The organism is Polynucleobacter meluiroseus, from assembly GCF_900205755.1.
GTDB classification, from domain to species: domain Bacteria; phylum Pseudomonadota; class Gammaproteobacteria; order Burkholderiales; family Burkholderiaceae; genus Polynucleobacter; species Polynucleobacter meluiroseus.
On record NZ_OANS01000002.1, the window covers coordinates 256,214 to 276,420 of the forward strand.

Genomic DNA, 20,207 nt, shown 5'->3' on the forward strand with positions numbered 1-20,207 from the left:
AGCCTCTTAATGACAATATTGTCAAAAAATGGCTAGTGTTTTAGAACATTTACCAAGCGGTCTTAACTGCCATTAATTCCTTAATATTCTTGATACAGATTTCTCGTGACCTAACGCGCTCCGCCTTAAGCCAGCCTAAGGCGAAAAAGAATTGAGGATTTGACTCTGTCATGGGCTCGATTCGATGAATAGCAACGCAAATATCATTAAACTGCCCCAGCTCTTCTAGAGTCTTTGTAAGCAACTTAAAAAATGGCTTGAATTTATTTTTATCGAACCAGTCCTTAAAAAATTCGAGTGAGTAGCGCAAAAATTTAAGTCTCTTTCTTAATTCATGAATCTTCTCATCTTCGAGGAAATTGATCTGTGCGCTTTGGGTAAAGCAAAATTGGTAAGCTCGTTTGAGCGTTTTGACAAAGGGTTTTCTGATGTTATCCGCTGTATTTTTACTTAATTTGATTTCTTCCCCTTCTAAGGAGGGTGAATATCTCAGCAACATGATATCCAGTAATAAAAGTTGAAAACGGACGCTTTTGGTGACCAGGTTTGGATGAGGCAAGCTCTCGCCAGCCTGCAGGTCAATTGACGGGCCGCTTAAGGAGCGCATTAAAGGATTTAGCGTCCCAGAAATATAGCTATCATCTCGATGCTCACCCAACTGTTGAAATGCTTCTCTTAAAGCAATTTGATTTTCCGGGCTCAAAAAGAGGTCATTGGAGGCCAGATACTTTAGAAGGGTTTTTAATCTTCTTAAACCTACTCGCAATTGATGAAGATGTTCATCTTGGTTATGGCCATTTAGATTAAGAACACTTTGGTTAGGCAAAATCTGCATAAGGCAAGCATCTAATAGTCGATGAATCACCTTGGCTTTGGTGGTACAGTTTTTTAAAGAAACGAGTTCAGCTCGGCTCGCAGGGCTAACCGAAAGGCCCTTTGCTAGTAAATATCCCCGCTCTGCTTTGTTGCGAGTATCTACATAGGCCTTAAAGCGCTTAACCATAGCTTGAACATGGCGCATCACATCTGCTGGGGATCCTTGAATTAATTCAATTTCAAGCTCGCACACCCTCTCCTGAAGACGATTTTCAGGTGAGTTTGCAAAAATAATGCCTTCATCAAGGGCATATTCAAGAATGCCATTGCGTGTGTTGATATGGACTTTTCTGCGCCAAACGTCTGTTTGATAGCAAATTCTAAGATTTTCAGTCGATAAATGGGGCAGCAATTTTTTTAATAGCTCACCCGCTTGATGATACTGGTGATGATCAATCGACCAACTCGGCATTTGAGCGCCTGACGAAACTAAAGGGACGTTATGCTCAATTCGATCCAGCGGATTAGCTGTAGCGATCTTCAGTGTTTGTACCCACTGCCTACCTTCTTTTCGAAGTCGCAAGGCTACGCCTGACTTGGCTAATAAAAATTCAGGGGTGTCAATATAAGCGGCCTGTAAGTGCTGTCGGCGCACCCCCCCTTTGGAAATAATCCATTGCTCTAATGGCTTGAATTTTTCTTCTGGAAACAGTAGTTTGATTTCAAACTCGCGACTTGTTTCCACCGTATTTTGTAGGCTATCTAGAGGAGTCATCTACTTCCCAGTGCATCATTGTGGTTTAAAGCAGGCATAAAAAATCTTAATTGACTAAGTGCATCTTTGATAGCGAGTTTGGTGATATTTGATCCCATGTTTTCATTTCGAATACGAGCTCTAGTAAAGCACAAGTAGGCATTGAGATGGGTTCACCCGCCAAGAAGCAGGCTAAATCAGATAAGCCTGGGTTATGCCCTACCAATAGGACGGTATCGATCTTTTTAGGAATATTTGCAACAACATCTATTAAAGTTTCCATATCGCACAAGTAAATGCTTTTTTCTACTGCAAGAAATTTTTGCTTGTGTCCCAGTCGATTTGCAACTAATTGAGCAGTGGTAATCGCCCTAATCGCTGGGCTCGATAAAATTAAATCAAAGCTGTAGGATTTTTTGTGCATCCTATCACCCAATTTTTTAGCATCTTTCACGCCCCTGTCCGTTAAAGGGCGATCCTGATCGGCAAGGAGATCTGTGCTCGAAGCAGCTTTAGCGTGCCGTAATAGAAAAAGGGATTTATTGCTCATGACAACTAAGCCATTTTCATCTTATGCATTTGGACTGGCGGCAATCACGTCAAAACTTAGTGTGCTTGCCCAAAATCTTCAATGATCTCGGCCAAGCTGGAAATTGAAACTAATGAACCAGTTTGGTCTGATTCAAGGTCAAGGTTTTCCCAGTTGAACTCAACGGAAAAGTGCGCAGATTCAATAATCAGCTCATAACTTGAGCTGGCTTGATTGGATGGAGCGCTTACGTTTTCAAGTACAGGAACCCCCACTCTGCCAATAGCCTCTATCAAGAAACCAACCTCGGTCACACTCAGTTCGCGTGAGCGCAACACGTCATCGGTTCGTTTTGCGGAAAGCGTTGATATCTCATCAATAGTGATTTCGTATTGATGAATGCCCATTTCGACCCACACCGTTAATTCGAGGGCAATTGGATACGTTTTCATTTAGGCCGCCTTTTCAGGAAGGGGTTAGTTAGAACAATCTAATTATTGCAAAAGCACAAACAGAACAAGCTTCACGAACTTTTAGGATTCATTGAAAGAAGGGGTACATTTTTATATTAAACCAAAACCCCGTTTGATTTGATGACGGAGGAAAACATAATTGACCGCAATTCAAGCCAATTTTTAGATTGCTTATGAGGTTCTTTCGGTTTGGTGGGTTCACCTACTTTGCTGGAGGGGCAAATGAAGCAGGTGAAGTAGCAATCTCCCAACAAAACGGTTGGCTTTAGTAAAAACAGTGGGCGTGAACTTGGCCTACTTAGGAATTGTTTTGGTTTTCATTGGATTGGGCTATGCGCAATGAATAGCTTGCCTGAGCTAACAGGCGATAGCGGCTATCACTAACCCGCGATACTAAAATCGCCTTGAAACGCTCCCGCTGAAGCCATTCAATAATCACCACGGCAATAATGGCGACCAATATGTAAGAAAGGTAAATAAAGAGATCGCCCGGCGTTGGCATATTGAAAGAGTAATACGGTGGCACGAAAAAGAATAAAGCAAGCGGAGCCGAGATAACGACGGTTAGTAAACTCGGCTTGTAGCCAAAAAATAAGGCAATTAAGATGGTATTTAAGATGAAGAACGTCATCGGTAGACCGCTTTGCAAAAGCGGATGCAAAGTAAAGCGGATGCAAAAAGCTAAAAACACACCCAAAATCGCAAAATAGTAGCCTGCGAAGCCTGAATTGGCCCATCTTTTTACATTTTTAAGCTGCATCGGCAATAATTACGCTATTAAATAAATCAGGATTATGAATGACTACAGAGCCAAATACTGCACCCTTTGAGGCATTTTATCAAGGCTCCAGCAATCATGCGGTCATTATGCTGCCTGGTTTGTGCGGGTCTGAACTAGAAATGGGAGTGGTTCCCCGATTGCTGCGTCAATCTCAACATACTCTAGCCATCCCCAGAATCCCTGGCTACTCAGCACATACTGGCCTTACGGGCTTCGCTTCTTGGGTCGATTATGTGGATCACCTGGTTGTAGATTTGCTTAAAACCCATTTGTCAGTATCCTTGGTTGGCCTGAGTATGGGGGCTACTTTGGCATTAGCTGTTGCAGAGCAAAATGAGCAAATTGAGAGTGTCGTTTTACTGTCAACTGTATTGGCTTTTGATGGTTGGGCTATGAGCTGGTACCACCCCCTGCTCTCAGTGGCTTACAGTCTGGGATTTCGTAACTGGCACTATATGGAAAAAGAGCCATTTGGCGTTAAAAATCCTGATTTGCGTCGTCGCATTCAAAGATCGGTTGAGGCCAACAAGGTTAGCGAGCTTGGGGCGGCGCATTTGCCAGCCCGACATCTCTATGAATCCGCCGGCCTAGCAAAACACGTCATTAAAAATCTAAAAAATATTCACGCCAATTTACTCATTATTCATTCCATCGATGATGAAACAGCTTCCCCAAAAAATGTCGATATTATTTTAGAGTTAGCCAAGTCAGAAATAAAAAAGGTGATTTGGCTTGGGAACTGTTATCACATGATTACCGTTGATAACGAAAGAGAAATTGTTGCCAATGAAACGAGTAACTTCATTAATCAAATGCATGAACAATCTTTACTGCTGGAAAAAATGATGCTGAAAAATCCAGAACTCGTAATTAAGTTGCGCGAACGTTAATTTTTTAAAGCGGTGCAATGGATCCAATCAGCGAACCAATGCCGCTTGTGACGGCCATGGCTATTGCCCCCCACACTAGCACGCGTAATGCGCCTCGCAGCATGGATGCGCCGCCTACGTAAGCAGCTAGTGCACCTAGCCCAGCCAAAGAGACTAGTGATATGAGTGCAACAGTGAGCATTTGATAATCAAGAGCAGCAAATTGGTGCGCTAAGAGCGGTATTGCCCCGCCTAGAGTAAAGCTTACTGCAGAAACAAATGCAGCTTGAAGAGGCTTTGCCTTTAGGCTGCTGGTGATACCTATCTCATCACGAGCATGCGCTCCTAGCGCGTCATGCGCCGTTAATTGAGTGGCTACCTGGGTTGCGAGCGCCTTATCCAATCCACGGTGGATATACATATCCCGTAACTCATCTTTTTCGTGGGCGGATGAGTGCAGTAGCTCTAAGCGCTCAACATCCAAATCAGCTTGCTCAGTATCTTCCTGGGAGCTCACCGAAACAAACTCACCAGCACCCATAGAGAGTGCGCCAGCAATCAATCCAGCCAAACCCACCACTATTAGCCCATGGGAGCTCGGGTCGGCGGCAGACACACCTAGCATGAGACTGGAAATGGACAGCAGGCCGTCATTCGCACCGAGCACTGCGGCCCTCAGAGCCCCAGACCGGTTAGTACGATGCTTGATGGGCTTGGGAATGGTCATAACGATTTAGCATAGCATCTTTAAAACGCAAGCTATAGTCGTTGCCCATCATTTGAGTTTTCTCCGCAAAAGGAAAATCTAAGCACATAATGAATTTGGCCTATTTACTTCGCCATAAGGAATTAACTAAGCAAGGATTACTATGATTGAAACCATCGCAGTTCTACTCCTCATCCTTTGGATACTTGGATTAGTCTCCTCACATACGCTCGGTGGATTTATTCATATCTTGTTGGTTATCGCCGTTGTGATGTTTTTAGTCCGCATTATTCAGGGGCGTAGACCTTAGACTTTTTGCCAACCCACAAAATGAAAAGCAAAAGACGGACCAAGATAAGGCATTTGCAGATAAACAAAAAGCCACCCTGAGAGGTGGCTTTCATTATCACGTTTGACAACAAGTACTGAATTGCTACAACTACTTGTCGTGCCAAAAACTTGGCGGAGCGGACGGGACTCGAACCCGCGACCCTCGGCGTGACAGGCCGATATTCTAACCAACTGAACTACCGCTCCTAATACTATCGAGTACTACATACAACAACTTGCCACTAAAACATACTGCCAAAAATTCTGGCGTCCCCAGGGGGATTCGAACCCCCGTACTCACCGTGAAAGGGTGATGTCCTAGGCCTCTAGACGATGGGGACCTGGACTACTACATACTGCTATTTTAAATGCTTGGTGGAGATAAGCGGGATCGAACCGCTGACCTCTTGCATGCCATGCAAGCGCTCTCCCAGCTGAGCTATACCCCCGAAATCTCACAATAAAACAGCAAGACATCCAAAACAATCCAAGATTTTATCCTATTTTTCATTCTGTGCGCAAATTGATTACAAGAGCACCTTTGAAAGGCGTTCAATTACTTCATCTTTACCTAGTACAACCAAGACAGAATCAATCGCTGGTGTCTGTGTAGTGGCAAAAAGCGCGTACCGCACTGGCATTGCTAGGGCAGGCATTTTGATTTGATGTTTGCTTAGTACCTGCTTAAAAGCAGCGCTATAGGACTCTTTATTTGATTCCGCGGTTTTTAGCACTTCAATTAAATCAGTCAGGGCAGGAACTATCTCCGTGGGGATATTTTGGGCTATTTGCTCTTGCGTGAGTTGCGGTGCTGGCGAGTAAAAGAGCGTTGCCCCTTGAGCTATTTCTATGAGCGTATTTGCTCGGTCTTTCAGCAGTGAAACTACCTGCGTAAAATTTGGACCGCGCTCTGTATTAATGCCCAGTTGTTGTGCGAACGGTTTTGACAATTGCGCCAGGACTTCAGGATCAGTCTGCTGAATATATTGATGATTCAGCCAAAGTAATTTTTCAGGATTATGTTGTGCGGGCGAGCGGCCTAAGCTTGCAAGATCGAACCAGTTAACGAACTGTTCTTTGGTGAAGATTTCTGCATCACCATGTGACCAGCCAAGGCGGGCTAAATAATTCAGGATTGCTTCCGGCAAATACCCCGCTTTTTGATAGTCGCGCACGCTCATCGCGCCATTTCTCTTGCTCATTTTCTCGCCGGCATCATTGAGTACGGTAGGCAAATGGGCATAGACCGGCATTGCGCCACCTAAAGCAGCCATGATGTTGATTTGACGTGGCGTGTTGTTAACGTGGTCATCGCCCCGAATTACATGGGTAATCCGCATATCGAGATCGTCCACTACCACGCAAAAGTTATAAGTTGGAGTGCCATCAGGGCGAGCTATCACCAGGTCATCCAACTCATCATTACTGATCTCAATCCGACCTTTGACTGCATCATCCCAGATCACGCTGCCCCCGATAGGGTTCTTAAAGCGAATGACTGGGTCAATACCGTTAGGTATAGGTGGCAGGGTTTTGCCAGGCTCAGGACGCCACAAGCCGTTATAGCGCGGCTTTTCTTTATTCTCCATTTGCTGATCGCGTAAACGATTCAGCTCGTCTTCGCTCATATAGCAAGGGTAGGCTAAGCCGCTATCTACAAGCTTCTGAATCAGCTCCCGATAACGATCAATTCTTTGCATTTGATAGATCGGCCCCTCATCGACATCTAAGCCAAGCCAAGCCATTCCCTCAAGAATGACATCTACTGCCTCTTGCGAAGAACGTTCAACATCCGTATCTTCGATTCGCAGAATAAAGTCGCCTTGATTGTGGCGGGCAAAAGCCCAAGGATAGAGGGCGCTACGTAAGTTGCCTAGGTGGATAAAACCAGTAGGACTGGGGGCAAAACGGGTTCTAATATGCATAAGGGACATTATCTCAGTACAAGTGGTTCTTTTTCAGAATCAAAAGTGTATATGTTGTAAAAAATATTGTAAAAAAGTGGATACTTTGAACTATGAATGAATTACTCGTCTTTATCTGTGATGGCGCACCTGTTCGGGGGGAGATAGTCTCCATTAGCACGGCTTGGCAAGCCGTTTTAGAGCGCCGCAACGATCCCCCTGTCGTAAGAAAAATATTGGGTGATTTTATTGGTGCGGCCACTCTCTTAAGCGCCAGCCTCAAATTTGATGGCACATTAATTATCCAGGCCCAAAGCAATGGACCCATCTCGCTCCTCGTGGTTGAGTGTAAATCCGATTTAACGATGCGGGCCACTGTCAAACTTGCCGTAGACCCCAGCGAAATTAATCCAGAGGCAACACTGGGAGAGCTATTGGACGCCTCTGGCAGCGGTCGCCTGGTAATCACTCTGGACCCAGCCAATCGAGAGCCTGGCCAGCCTCCCTATCAAGGCATTGTTGCCCTGCAAGAACATCGTGGCACCGTCATTAAGCCTGTTACAAGTGCAGCAGAGGCCATTGCACTTTATATGCAAAATTCCGAGCAACTCGATACCCGAATTTGGTTGGCCTCCAACGAGACACATGTTGGAGGCCTGCTGTTACAGCGCCTGCCTGACTCGGGAGGCCATGCTCACTTGGATCCCCAAGTGGCCGCTGAAGGTTGGGCACGCATTCAGACGCTTGGCAACACCATCACACCGGAGGAGCTACTTACTCTTGCGCCTCAGACAATCTTGCGTCGCTTATTTTTGGAAGAATCTGCAGAAAATGGGGTGCGGAGCTTTGTACCAAGGGCAATTCAATTTGCTTGCCGTTGTTCGCGTACCAAAGTAGCTGATGTACTGAGGATGTTGGGAGAGGCAGAGGTTGAAAGTATTCTCGCCGAACAGGGCGCCGTTGAAACAGAGTGTGACTTTTGTGCAAAATCCTACCACTTCGATCCAGTGGATTGCAGGCAAGTATTTAAAACAGATTCACTGCTAGACGCCACTAGACCACCCTCTAGCGGGCACTAAATTACTACTGCACTTCAGAGGGTTTAGCAGTACTCTCCGAAGTTTTTTTTGCAGGGAGAATTTGCACAAAAAATTCTCCCTCTTTGATCATGCCATGCTCTACTCTTGCACGCTCTTCGATCGCCCTAGTGCCCTCTTTAAGGTCTTTCACGTCGCCACTCAACTTGGTATTGCGTAAACTCAACAGGCTATTTTTAGCCTGCTGCAATTGAAGTTGACGCTCCATTTCATATACCTTAAGCCAACCGCCTTTACCCAGCCAAAGCGGATACTGAATTGCAATCAGTAGCAGCACCATCGAGTAGATAACAATACGCATAGATAGATGAAGTGCGGGCGCTTAACGTTTTAGATTGTAAAAAACGGACTTACCAGGATACGTTGCAATATCACCAAGATCCTCCTCAATACGCAATAGCTGATTGTATTTAGCCATACGATCTGAGCGTGATAAGGAGCCAGTTTTAATCTGACCCGCGTTGGTGCCAACGGCAATATCCGCAATTGTGCTGTCCTCTGTTTCTCCTGAGCGATGGGAGATCACGGCCGTGTAATTAGCGCGCTTAGCCATTTCAATGGCAGCAAAAGTCTCTGTCAAAGTTCCGATTTGATTAATCTTAATTAAAATGGAATTGGCTATTCCTTTGTTTATACCTTCTTGCAAAATTTTGGTATTGGTAACAAAAAGATCATCGCCTACCAATTGAATCTTCTTGCCTAACTTTTGGGTGATATCAGCCCAGCCATCCCAGTCACCTTCGTGCATGCCATCTTCAATCGACACAATCGGAAATTGATCAGCCAGTTGCCCAAGGTAGTCAGCGAATTCACTTGAAGTAAGTTGTAATCCTTCGCCAGCTAAGTGATACTTACCATCTTTGTAAAACTCGCTAGCGGCACAGTCCAAGGCTAACACCACATCTTCTCCAGCCTGATAACCCGCGCCTTCTATCGCCTTCAAAATCGTTTGCAAGCACTCTTGATTGGTTCTAAAGTTGGGAGCAAAGCCACCCTCATCTCCTACTGCTGTTGGCATGTTTTGAGATACCAGAATCTTTTTTAGCTCGTGAAAAATTTCAGCGCCGCAACGCAAGGCTTCGCGGAAACTTTGCGCGCCAATCGGCATGATCATGAACTCTTGAATATCTAAGCTATTGTTTGCATGCGCACCGCCATTGATGATGTTCATCATGGGTACAGGTAGCTGCATGCCTCCTGTGCCACCAAAATAACGGTACAAGGGGAGACCCGCTTCTTCAGCTGCTGCCCTAGCGACTGCCATGGAAACCGCTAGGGTTGCATTTGCCCCTAGGCGAGCTTTGTTGTGTGTGCCATCTAATTCAATGAGAGTGTGGTCAAGAAAGGCCTGCTCACTAGCATCTAGACCAAGAATTCCTTCGGCAATCTCAATGTTGATGTTCTGCACGGCCTTTAAGACGCCCTTGCCCGCGTAACGCTTAGCATCCCCGTCACGCAGCTCAATAGCCTCACGTGAGCCTGTAGAGGCTCCCGATGGGACAGAGGCGCGACCCATGACTCCAGACTCGAGTAGCACATCGCACTCAACAGTGGGATTGCCACGGGAATCTAAAATTTCTCTACCGATGATGTCAACAATGGCGCTCATGCACCTTCTCCTTAATGAAATGGAATTAGTAATTACTGCTTAATGTGAGTCTTTAAAGCTGTCCTCAAGAAACTCACCTGAATTTTTGACAACGGCATCAATTGCCACCAACGATTGCAATAGTTCGTGCATTCTGTGCAAAGGTACCGCATTAGGGCCGTCTGATAGTGCCTTAGCAGGATCTGGATGTGTTTCCATAAAGAGCCCGCTGATGCCAGCAGCTACCGCGGCACGAGCCAATACAGGAATAAATTCGCGCTGACCACCGCTCGAACTCCCTTGCCCGCCAGGAAGCTGGACAGAATGCGTCGCATCGAATACCACGGGTGCATTCGTTTCGCGCATGATAGCCAAACTACGCATATCTGAAACCAAATTGTTATAACCAAATGAAGCGCCGCGCTCGCAAACCATAAACTGATCAGGCAAATTCATTTCTGCTGCTGCAGCACGGGCTTTTTCAATTACGTTGAGCATTTCATGAGGCGATAAAAACTGCCCTTTTTTAAAATTGACTGGCTTGCCACTTTGCGCACAGGCACGAATAAAGTCAGTTTGTCTGCACAAAAATGCGGGGGTTTGCAACACGTCAACTACTTTTGCGACAGCGGCAATCTCGCTAATATCGTGAATGTCTGTCAGCACGGGTACACCGATTTCCCGTTTAACTTTGGCAAGAATCTCCAGCCCCTTCTCCATGCCTAAGCCTCTAAAAGAGGAGCCGGAAGAGCGATTGGCTTTATCAAAGGAGGACTTGTAAATAAAAGGAATGCCGAGGGTAGCAGTAATTTCTTTTAGTTTCCCAGCAATATCTAAAGCAGATTGCTCGGATTCTATGACGCACGGACCAGCGATTAAGAAGAAGCGATGTTGTAACCCAACCTCAAATCCGCAAAGTTTAAATTGACTCATTGTTTAACCTCAAGCCGTTTGCTCGAGCACCGCTTCATGATGCAAGAGTGCAGAATTAATGAAGGCAGAAAATAAAGGATGGCCGTCGCGAGGAGTCGAAGTGAACTCCGGGTGAAATTGCACGCCGAAGAACCAAGGATGCATGCTGCTTGGGAGCTCCATCATTTCAGGTAAAGATTCGTTCGGTGTTCTAGCAGATATAATCAGGCCCGCTTGTTCAAGACGCGGAACATACGTGTTGTTGACTTCGTAACGATGGCGATGACGCTCGTTTACTTCAGCCCCGTAAATGGCATGAGCCAAAGTACCGTTTTTAACCGGACAACGTTGCGAACCTAAACGCATCGTGCCACCCATATCCGATTGATGAGTACGGGTTTCGGTGCGACCTTCTCTATCAAGCCATTCGGTAACGAGAGCGACAACTGGGTGCGCGGTATCTGGATCAAACTCAGTACTATTTGCCTCTTTAATTTGGGCCACATGGCGTGCAAATTCAATTACGGCCAATTGCATGCCTAAACAGATGCCGAGGTAAGGAACCTGGTTCTCGCGTGCATAGCGTATTGCGGCGATCTTGCCTTCGGTGCCGCGCTTTCCAAAGCCGCCTGGGACAAGAATGGCATCCATTTCTTTAAGACAATCAACGCCATCTTTTTCAATATTCTCTGAATCGATATAGTTAATATTGACTTTAGTGTGGTTGTGAATACCGGCATGACGCAAGGCCTCAATCAAGGACTTATAAGATTCGGTCAACTCCACATACTTACCCACCATACCGATGGTGACCTCATGCTGTGGATTGGCCATTTCATAGACAAGGTGCGCCCAGATGGAGAGATCGGCTGGCTTCGCTTCGATATGGAGCTCACGGCAAATTAAGTCATCCATCCCCTGTGCATGAAGCATCTCGGGGATCTTATAAATAGTGTCGACATCCCATACGGAAATCACCGCTTCGTCGCGTACGTTCGAAAACAAGGAGATCTTGGCCCGCTCGTCTTCAGGAATGGGGCGGTCAGCTCGACACAGCAAGACGGTAGGCATGATGCCAATTTCGCGCAACTTCTGCACCGAATGTTGAGTAGGCTTGGTCTTGAGCTCCCCTGCGCTACTTAGGTAAGGTACCAAGGTAAGGTGTACGAAAGCACAATGATGTAGCGGCAGGCGCAAGCTCATTTGCCGCGCAGCCTCTAAAAAGGGTAAAGATTCAATATCGCCAACCGTACCGCCAATTTCACAAATAGCGACGTCGGCATGGCCTTCGTGGCTGGCTTTGGCGCCACGCTCAATAAAAGCCTGGATTTCATTGGTGATATGGGGAATAACTTGCACAGTCTTGCCCAAATATTCACCGCGGCGCTCTTTACTAATTACCGATTCATAAATTTGTCCGGTCGTAAAGTTATTGCTTTTACGCATTTTGGCGGAAACAAAACGTTCGTAATGGCCTAAATCTAGGTCTGTCTCAGCACCATCTTCAGTGACAAATACCTCGCCATGTTGCAACGGGCTCATCGTGCCTGGGTCGACGTTAATATAGGGGTCTAATTTTAGGAGGGTGACTTTCAGGCCGCGAGATTCGAGAATCGCGGCAAGCGAGGCAGCTGCGATTCCTTTACCAAGAGAAGAAACCACACCACCAGTGACAAAAACGTATTTGGTCATCGCTTTAGCTCTGTTGGAAAAAGTAATTATACCGACAGCCGACTACGAATAGAAAAAAACAACTGTCTTTTTTAATGTTCTCGCTCAGCAGATCCTATTAAAAGGTTATGCAGACAGAAGATGGAAAACTTACTTCATTGCCCCTTTTTTAAGCAAAAACGCCCTGTTAGCGATAGTAAATAGAACTACTGGCATTTCAAACAATTACAATAGACACAAGCAGGATCACTAGTCTTGCTATCGCCTTCTGTTGATAACCTTTATCCCATAGGAAACATGATGTTAGATGCCTACAACGCCCATGTTGCTGAGCGCGCCGCTCTCGGTATCCCTGCTCTCCCCCTGACCAAGGATCAAACCACTGAATTAATTGAATTATTGAAAAATCCACCTAAGGGTACTGAAGCTCAATTAGTCGAGCTTCTTACGGATCGCGTGCCCGCCGGAGTAGATGAGGCGGCCAAGATTAAGGCGGAGTTTTTGGATGCGGTTGCCAAGGGCACCGAAAAATCGCCCTTAGTTTCTCGCGTAAAAGCCACTGAATTACTCGGTACGATGCTGGGCGGCTACAACATCAAGCCCTTGGTTGAACTTTTGGCAGATTCTGAATGCGGCCCTACTGCAGCAGCCGAACTCAAAAAAACCTTGTTGATGTTCGACTATTTCCACGATGTTCAGGAGATGGCCGAAAAAGGTAACGTACTAGCTAAAGAAGTCTTGCAAAGCTGGGCTGACGCCGAATGGTTTACGAGCCGTCCAGCTGTTCCAGAAAGCCTCAAGCTGACAGTATTTAAGGTCACAGGCGAAACCAATACTGACGACTTATCCCCTGCGCCTGATGCCTGGAGCCGCCCTGATATTCCCCTGCACGCCACAGTCATGTTGAAAAACCCCCGAGCAGGTATCGAGCCCGATGAGGCTGGAGTGCGCGGCCCGATGAAACAGATTGCTGAATTGCAAAAGAAAGGCAACCAAATCGCTTATGTTGGCGATGTTGTCGGCACTGGATCTTCACGTAAATCGGCCACCAATTCAGTGTTGTGGTGGACAGGTAAAGACATCCCCTTCATTCCCAACAAACGTTTTGGGGGCGTCTGCTTGGGCACAAAAATTGCCCCAATCTTTTTTAACACCATGGAAGATGCTGGTGCTTTACCGATTGAGCTTGATGTATCCAATATGAATATGGGTGACGTGATCGAACTTCGTCCTTACGAGGGTAAGGCCCTGAAGGATGGTAAAGAAATTACTGAATTCACCCTCAAATCCCCCGTTATTTTGGACGAAGTACGTGCCGGCGGTCGTATCCCCTTGATCGTGGGTCGCGGCCTTACAGCAAAAGCCCGTGCAGCGCTCGGTCTTCCTGCCTCAACGGTATTCCAATTGCCTATTAGCCCACCTGATACCAAAAAAGGATTTAGTTTGGCGCAAAAAATGGTTGGCCGCGCTTGTGGCTTACCTGAAGGTCAAGGCGTGCGTCCAGGCACCTATTGCGAGCCACATATGACTACGGTTGGCTCACAAGATACAACCGGACCAATGACGCGAGATGAGCTTAAAGACTTAGCCTGTTTAGGTTTTTCTTCTGATTTAGTGATGCAGTCTTTCTGCCATACCTCGGCCTATCCAAAGCCTGTTGATATTCGCACCCATCACGAATTGCCTGCATTTATGACAAACCGCGGCGGTGTTGCGCTACGTCCTGGCGACGGCATTATTCATAGCTGGCTCAACCGCCTACTCTTGCCAGATACTTGCGGCACAGGTGGTGATAGCCACACCCGCTTCCCGATCGGTATTTCTTTCCCAGCTGGCTCTGGCTTAGTCGCTTTTGCTGCTGCTACCGGTGTTATTCCCTTGGATATGCCTGAATCAGTTTTGATTCGCTTTACAGGCAAGATGCAACCGGGCATTACCTTACGTGACTTAGTGAATGCCATTCCTTTGTATGCAATTAAGAAGGGCTTATTGACAGTTGAGAAGCAAGGCAAGAAAAATGTATTTTCAGGCCGTATATTAGAAATCGAAGGTTTACCTGATCTAAAAATTGAGCAAGCCTTTGAATTGTCTGATGCCTCTGCAGAGCGCTCTGCTGGCGGCTGCGCTATTCAATTAAACAAAGAGCCCATTATTGAGTACATGCGCTCCAACATCACTTTGATGAAGTGGATGATCGCTAATGGCTATGAAGATAAGCGGACACTTGGACGTCGTATCAAAGCGATGGAAGCATGGATTGCGAAACCAGAATTGTTAAAGGCAGATGCTGATGCCGATTACGCTGAAGTTATCGAGATCAATATGAGCGACATTAAAGAGCCTATTCTGGCTTGCCCAAATGATCCAGATGATGTCAAATTCTTATCCGAAGTATCTGGTGAGAAAATTGATGAAGTCTTCATCGGTTCTTGCATGACCAATATTGGTCATTTCCGTGCGGCCAGCAAGGTGCTAGAAGGTAAAACGGATATGCCTACGCGTTTATGGATTGCGCCCCCAACCAAGATGGACCAAATGATTTTGACCGAAGAAGGTTATTACGGTATTTTGGGCCGCACAGGTGCGCGTATGGAAACGCCGGGCTGCTCACTTTGCATGGGAAATCAAGCGCAAATTCGAAAAGGGTCGACTGCAGTTTCTACTTCTACTAGAAACTTCCCTAACCGCTTAGGTATTGATACTCGGGTTTACTTAGCCTCGGCTGAGTTGGCTGCAGTAGCCGCCCTTTTAGGTCGCCTACCTACGCCAGCTGAATACTTTGAACAAGTGAATTCTCTGAACGCCAAAGCGGGTGAAATTTATCGTTACATGAACTTTGACAAAATCAAATCATTTAGCGATGTTGCGGATACGGTCACCGTGTAAAGCATTAGCAGAAGCAGTAAAAAAGGCGATCTTATGATCGCCTTTTTTATATGCACCGTAAGGATTAAATAGACAAGCTTGTCTCTTGGCGTGCATTCTCTCGATTCAAGCCAGAAGCCCAAGTCTGGGTAGGCAGCCCCGTTTTATCCATGATCAACTTAGCCCGCCTAGAAATATCTTTCCATTCCACATTCAATGGCGGTCCTTTAAAAACAATTGCGACCACATTGCAATCATGCGATTCAGGGAACAATAAAACGCGATTTTCAAAGGCATCACAAATATTTTGAAGATTGAGATTAAAGCTTTTATGACGCGAAAATAAATTCACTGTCAACACCCCTGTGTCCTTCAGAATATTGTGGCAACCTCGATAGAAATCTAAGGAGCTAGCAGAAGGACCATCACAAATCGCGTCATAAAGATCCACCTGTACGGCATCAAAATAGTGTTGATATTGCGAATCTTCTACAAATTTTTTGGCATCTACCTGCAAAGTATTTAAGCGGCGGTCATCCTCAGGGGTATAGAACATGCTTCTAGCAGAAACAATGACGGCTGGATTTAACTCAATTACGGTTGTTTTCACAGCCGGGCAATGGCGGTGCGTGAACTTAGTCAAGGCACCCGTTCCAAGACCTAACTGCGCTAGCTTCATCCCTGGCTTGGTCTCTAAAAAAAGTAGCCATGCCATCATTTGCTGGTTGTACTCTAGATAGATTTCATCAGGATCTCTCAGGCGCATCGCCCCCTGAATCAGTTCAGTACCAAAATGCAGGTAGCGTACTCCACCACTCTCAGAAAAGGTGACTGGTTCCATCAACATGCTATGCCTCTACTCCGCCCAGCGGCGGGCATTGCGGAACAGGCGCATCCACGGGCTAGCCCCATCAGGGGTTTTAAGCCACTCAGGCGGACACCAACTCATTTGTACAGCACGAAATACCCGCTCAGGATGCGGCATCATGACGGTGAAGCGACCATCAGGAGTGGTAACGCCAGTTAAGCCACCTGCTGAACCATTAGGATTTAGTGGGTACATCTCAGTGGGCCTACCTTGGGAGTCAACGAAACGCATCACTGACAACGATTCATTTTGCAAGCGGTCGAAATTCCCTTGTTGACTGAAGTTAGCAAAACCCTCGCCGTGAGCGATCGCAATGGGCAAGATGCTACCAGCCATCCCTTTCGTGAAAATCGATGGTGATGGCGTGATTTCGGCCATTACTAAACGCGCTTCATATTGCTCAGATTGATTGCGAGTGAACTTAGGCCAATCTTGAGCGCCAGGAATCATTCCAGAAAGATTACTCATCATTTGACAGCCGTTACAAACCCCTAAAGCAAAACTATCTTGGCGCTGAAAGAAGGCTTCAAATTGGTCTCGTAACTGCATATTGAAGAGAATGGTTTTTGCCCAACCTTCACCCGCCCCCAAGACATCACCGTAGCTAAAGCCGCCACAACTAATGAGGCCACGGAAGTCAACTAGCTTCGCTTTGCCGGAGATCAAATCTGACATGTGAACATCGTAACTATCAAAGCCAGCCCAGTCCATGGCGTACGCCATTTCTACATGAGAATTAACCCCCTGCTCTCGCAGGATGGCAACTTTTGGACGGGCATTTTGGTTTAGGAAAGGTGCCGCAATATCCTCTGCAATATCGAATGTGAGCTTTGGAGAGATGCCTGAATCGGCAATGTGATCCAGTAAGGCAAACTCACTATCGGCACAATCTGGATTGTCGCGTAAGCGCGCAATTTGATAACTCGTATTTGTCCATAGCTTCTGAAGGACTTCGCGGGGTTCAGCAAAGATATTTTTAGCATCACACCAGACTTCAATTTTTCCGTTGGTATTGGGTTTGGCAATCACATGACTATGCGCACTTAAAGCCAAGTCGCGCAGGACAGCAAAAACCGCATCCCGATCCGCCCTGCGTATTTGAATAACAGCACCAAGCTCTTCATTAAATAGCGCACGTAATGTTAATTCGTGTCGCAGGCCAGCAACTTGTTGCGCCCAATTCTTTGCGTCACCCCATTCAGGCTCTTGATCTACTTTTACGGCAATCATGTCAACGTTGATGGAAATGCCACAGTGGGAAGCAAAGGCCATCTCAGCGATACAAGCAAATAAGCCACCATCAGATCGATCATGATAGGCCAGCAATTTATCTTCTTTGCGAAGCTGAATGATTGCAGCCGCCAGAGATTTAAGATCCTCTGGATAATCCAAGTCTGGTGTATCTTTGCCAGATTGGTTTAATACTTGAGCCAAAATGCTACCGGCCATGCGATTTTTACCGCGACCTAAATCAATTAAAACTAGTTCAGTATCAAGGGCATTACCCGCAGAATCGGCTAGCGTTAATAGTGGCGTTAATGTCTTACGTGCATCTTGAACGGCTGCAAACGCAGAGATAATTAAAGATACTGGAGAAACCACTTTCTTCGCTTGATCTTGATCCTGCCAAGAAGTTGCCATCGACAGTGAATCTTTGCCAACAGGTATTGAAATGCCTAAGGCGGGACAGAGCTCCATACCGATGGCATAAACAGATTCATATAACTTCGCATCTTCACCGGGTGAACCGCAAGCAGCCATCCAGTTTGCCGATAGCTTTACCTCATCCAAACGATGAATGTCTGCGGCCAATAAGTTGGTAATAGCCTCACCTACTGCCATACGCGCAGCCGCAGGAGCATTCATGACCGCAAGTGGAGTGCGCTCACCCATCGACATGGCTTCGCCACGATAAGCCGAAAAGTCCATCATCGTAACGGCGCAATCGGCAACAGGAACTTGCCATGGGCCGACCATTTGGTCGCGGGCATTTAAGCCGCCAACGGTACGGTCGCCGATCGTAATTAAAAAAGATTTGCTTGCTACTGTGGGTTGCTGAAGCACCCAAGCAATACATTGAGCTAAGTCAGCATTGGTAACATCTAATTCTTCAAAATGCTGCACTACCCGTTGCACGTCGCGGTGCATCCGTGGAGGTTTACCTAGCAGTACCTCCATAGGCATATCGATAGGCAAATGGGAGTCAGAGCTCGCCACTTGTCGCTCATCACTCAATTGCAACTGACGCTCAGTCGTTGCGTGTCCAACCACCGCAATTGGACAGCGCTCACGTTCGCAAAATGATTTCAGTAAATCTAAATTACTAGCAGCAATCGCAAGCACATAACGTTCTTGAGATTCATTGCACCAAATCTCCGCTGGGCTCATACCACTCTCTTCCAAGGCGATATTACGCAGTTCAAATTGGGCGCCTAGACCGGCTCCATCCGCTAATTCCGGGAAGGCGTTGGATAATCCACCAGCACCAACATCATGAATAGAAACAATCGGGTTATCTACGCCCAATGCACAACACGCATTAATCACTTCTTGTGCGCGGCGCTCCATTTCTGGATTGCCACGCTGCACTGAATCAAAATCTAAATCGGCCGTATTCGTACCAGTAGCAACCGAACTCCCTGTAGCGCCGCCCATACCAATCCGCATACCAGGACCACCCAGCTGAATGAAGAGGTGCCCTGGCTCAATCGGTTTCTTAGCAGTGTGAATTGCATCAATGCTGCCAATCCCACCAGCAATCATGATGGGCTTGTGATAGCCACGGCGCACACCTTCAAGAGTTTGCTCAAAAACTCTAAAGTAGCCACCTAAAATAGGACGACCAAATTCATTGTTAAACGCAGCCCCACCCAGAGGGCCATCAAGCATGATTTGCAATGGTGTCGCGATTCGCTCAGGCTTACCGTACCGTTCAGTTTCCCAAGGCAATTCAGTCCCAGGGATGTTCAAGTTTGACACTGAAAAGCCGGTTAGACCCGCTTTGGGATTGCCACCGATACCGGTGGCGCCTTCATCTCGAATCTCTCCCCCAGCCCCCGTAGCAGCGCCGGGAAATGGCGCAATCGCAGTGGGGTGGTTGTGAGTTTCTACCTTCATTAAAGTGTGGACAAGGCGAGTCTTTTTTTGATAATGATGCCCACCACCTTGAGGAATCCAGGTCTCAGACTCGCAACCTACCATCACGGCCGAGTTATCAGAGTAAGCAATGATCGTGCCCTCGGGTCGCAATAAATGGGTATTGCGAATCATTGCAAATAAAGATTTTTCCTGATCATCTCCATCGATTGTCCAAGTCGAATTGAAAATCTTATGACGGCAATGCTCACTATTGGCTTGCGCAAACATGATGAGCTCAACATCACTAGGATTACGCTCTAAGCGCAAGAAATTCTCGGCAAGATAAGCCACTTCATCATCAGATAAGGCCAGGCCAAGCAATTGATTTGCTTCATCCAGAGCCGCCCTTCCCTCGGTTAATAAGGGGATGCGGGTTAAGGGGCGATCAGGGAGATTTTGATACAGAGCCTCTGCATCGACCTCAGTAGAGATGACTGCTTCAGTCATACGATCATGTAACGCTGCTAAGACTAACTGCTTTTGACCGTCGTCTAAGGGCTTCTTGCTGTGCCATTGATATTGCACACCCCTTTCAATACGCAAGACATCTAAGCTGCATTGCCGCGCGATTTCAGTCGCTTTGCTAGCCCATGGCGAAACTGTGCCAAAGCGAGGAATGATGATCGCCGAGCCTTTTTTACTATCGCTACCAAACAGGCCATTGCCAGACTTCAACTTTGTAATAAAAGGCTGGCCGTAGGTCAATAAACTAGAGAGAGTCTGAGTGGCCGAGGAATGAGGATTGGTATTGGACCAAATAAAATGGAGATAATGAGCCTCAATAGACTCCAATTCGATTCCTTGTGCAATCAGCAGGGCTAAAAGCCGCTGTTGGCGAAAGGCTGAAAGGGCATCTGCCCCGGGCAAGCAACTAAATAATGACATCCCTAGATTATAAGGTTTTGA

16 protein-coding genes and 3 tRNA genes are annotated in these 20,207 nt (G+C 46.6%); 4 read left to right on the forward strand and 15 right to left on the reverse strand.

Features of this window, described 5'->3' with window-relative positions; genetic code table 11:
* Positions 1-49: 49 nt before the first annotated feature.
* From CP950_RS04490 to CP950_RS04505, 4 genes are all read right to left on the reverse strand, one after another.
* On the reverse strand, positions 50-1,591 hold the full coding sequence (locus CP950_RS04490; RefSeq protein ID WP_096672770.1) for a CYTH and CHAD domain-containing protein: 1,542 nt from the start codon (positions 1,589-1,591) through the stop codon (positions 50-52).
* A 46-nt stretch (positions 1,592-1,637) separates the two neighbouring features.
* On the reverse strand, positions 1,638-2,120 hold the full coding sequence (locus tag CP950_RS04495) for a SixA phosphatase family protein (protein ID WP_096672772.1): 483 nt from the start codon (positions 2,118-2,120) through the stop codon (positions 1,638-1,640).
* A 56-nt stretch (positions 2,121-2,176) separates the two neighbouring features.
* On the reverse strand, positions 2,177-2,551 hold the full coding sequence (locus CP950_RS04500; protein ID WP_096672774.1) for a hypothetical protein: 375 nt from the start codon (positions 2,549-2,551) through the stop codon (positions 2,177-2,179).
* Between the two features lie 319 nt (positions 2,552-2,870).
* On the reverse strand, positions 2,871-3,332 hold the full coding sequence (locus CP950_RS04505) for a DUF4118 domain-containing protein (RefSeq protein ID WP_096672776.1): 462 nt from the start codon (positions 3,330-3,332) through the stop codon (positions 2,871-2,873).
* A 38-nt stretch (positions 3,333-3,370) separates the two neighbouring features.
* On the opposite strand from CP950_RS04505, the gene CP950_RS04510 reads away from it, so the two are divergent.
* Entirely contained in the window at positions 3,371-4,243 is an 873-nt protein-coding gene (locus CP950_RS04510) for an alpha/beta hydrolase (protein ID WP_096672778.1), read from the forward strand.
* A 4-nt stretch (positions 4,244-4,247) separates the two neighbouring features.
* On the opposite strand, the gene CP950_RS04515 is transcribed toward CP950_RS04510, so the two are convergent.
* Positions 4,248-4,949 carry a VIT1/CCC1 transporter family protein gene (locus CP950_RS04515; protein WP_096672780.1) on the reverse strand — a complete coding sequence of 234 codons (702 nt, stop codon included), beginning with the start codon at positions 4,947-4,949 and terminating at the stop codon, positions 4,248-4,250.
* Between the two features lie 142 nt (positions 4,950-5,091).
* Here CP950_RS04515 and CP950_RS09880 point away from each other — a divergent pair, with 142 nt between their 5' ends.
* Complete coding sequence (locus tag CP950_RS09880; protein WP_108720882.1) at positions 5,092-5,238, forward strand: lmo0937 family membrane protein; 147 nt, start codon at positions 5,092-5,094, stop codon at positions 5,236-5,238.
* A 150-nt stretch (positions 5,239-5,388) separates the two neighbouring features.
* On the opposite strand, the gene CP950_RS04520 is transcribed toward CP950_RS09880, so the two are convergent.
* The 4 genes from CP950_RS04520 to gltX all read right to left on the reverse strand — a co-directional run bounded on the left by CP950_RS04520 (position 5,389) and on the right by gltX (position 7,192).
* Positions 5,389-5,465: transfer RNA gene (locus CP950_RS04520), tRNA-Asp, on the reverse strand.
* A 58-nt stretch (positions 5,466-5,523) separates the two neighbouring features.
* A tRNA-Glu gene (locus CP950_RS04525) sits at positions 5,524-5,599 on the reverse strand.
* Positions 5,600-5,631: 32 nt separating this feature from the next.
* Positions 5,632-5,707 (reverse strand) — tRNA-Ala (locus CP950_RS04530).
* Positions 5,708-5,785: 78 nt separating this feature from the next.
* On the reverse strand, positions 5,786-7,192 hold the full coding sequence (gltX, locus tag CP950_RS04535; RefSeq protein WP_096672782.1) for a glutamate--tRNA ligase: 1,407 nt from the start codon (positions 7,190-7,192) through the stop codon (positions 5,786-5,788).
* Positions 7,193-7,275: 83 nt separating this feature from the next.
* Here gltX and hslO point away from each other — a divergent pair, with 83 nt between their 5' ends.
* Entirely contained in the window at positions 7,276-8,241 is a 966-nt protein-coding gene (hslO, locus tag CP950_RS04540; protein WP_096672784.1) for an Hsp33 family molecular chaperone HslO, read from the forward strand.
* Positions 8,242-8,245: 4 nt separating this feature from the next.
* Here the strand turns inward: hslO and ftsB are convergent, their stop codons facing one another.
* The 4 genes from ftsB to CP950_RS04560 are packed head-to-tail and all read right to left on the reverse strand — an operon-like array spanning position 8,246 to position 12,451.
* Positions 8,246-8,560 carry a cell division protein FtsB gene (gene ftsB / locus CP950_RS04545; RefSeq protein WP_096672786.1) on the reverse strand — a complete coding sequence of 105 codons (315 nt, stop codon included), beginning with the start codon at positions 8,558-8,560 and terminating at the stop codon, positions 8,246-8,248.
* Positions 8,561-8,581: 21 nt separating this feature from the next.
* Positions 8,582-9,868: a phosphopyruvate hydratase gene (gene eno / locus CP950_RS04550; RefSeq protein WP_096672788.1), complete on the reverse strand. Its 1,287-nt coding sequence runs from the start codon at positions 9,866-9,868 to the stop codon at positions 8,582-8,584.
* A gap of 39 nt (positions 9,869-9,907) precedes the next feature.
* Complete coding sequence (kdsA, locus tag CP950_RS04555) at positions 9,908-10,780, reverse strand: 3-deoxy-8-phosphooctulonate synthase (protein WP_096672790.1); 873 nt, start codon at positions 10,778-10,780, stop codon at positions 9,908-9,910.
* Between the two features lie 9 nt (positions 10,781-10,789).
* Positions 10,790-12,451, reverse strand: a complete 1,662-nt coding sequence (locus CP950_RS04560) for a CTP synthase (RefSeq protein WP_096672792.1) — start codon at positions 12,449-12,451, stop codon at positions 10,790-10,792.
* Between the two features lie 279 nt (positions 12,452-12,730).
* On the opposite strand from CP950_RS04560, the gene CP950_RS04565 reads away from it, so the two are divergent.
* The gene (locus CP950_RS04565; protein WP_096672794.1) at positions 12,731-15,316 is read left to right on the forward strand and encodes a bifunctional aconitate hydratase 2/2-methylisocitrate dehydratase; all 2,586 of its coding nucleotides are present in this window, start codon (positions 12,731-12,733) and stop codon (positions 15,314-15,316) included.
* A gap of 64 nt (positions 15,317-15,380) precedes the next feature.
* Here CP950_RS04565 and CP950_RS04570 read toward each other — a convergent pair whose 3' ends face one another.
* Both CP950_RS04570 and purL read right to left on the reverse strand, forming a co-directional pair.
* Positions 15,381-16,136 (reverse strand): spermine/spermidine synthase domain-containing protein, encoded by a 756-nt coding sequence (locus CP950_RS04570; RefSeq protein WP_207760210.1) that lies wholly within the window; start codon positions 16,134-16,136, stop codon positions 15,381-15,383.
* Between the two features lie 15 nt (positions 16,137-16,151).
* Positions 16,152-20,186 (reverse strand): phosphoribosylformylglycinamidine synthase, encoded by a 4,035-nt coding sequence (gene purL, locus CP950_RS04575; protein WP_096672798.1) that lies wholly within the window; start codon positions 20,184-20,186, stop codon positions 16,152-16,154.
* Positions 20,187-20,207 lie beyond the last annotated feature (21 nt).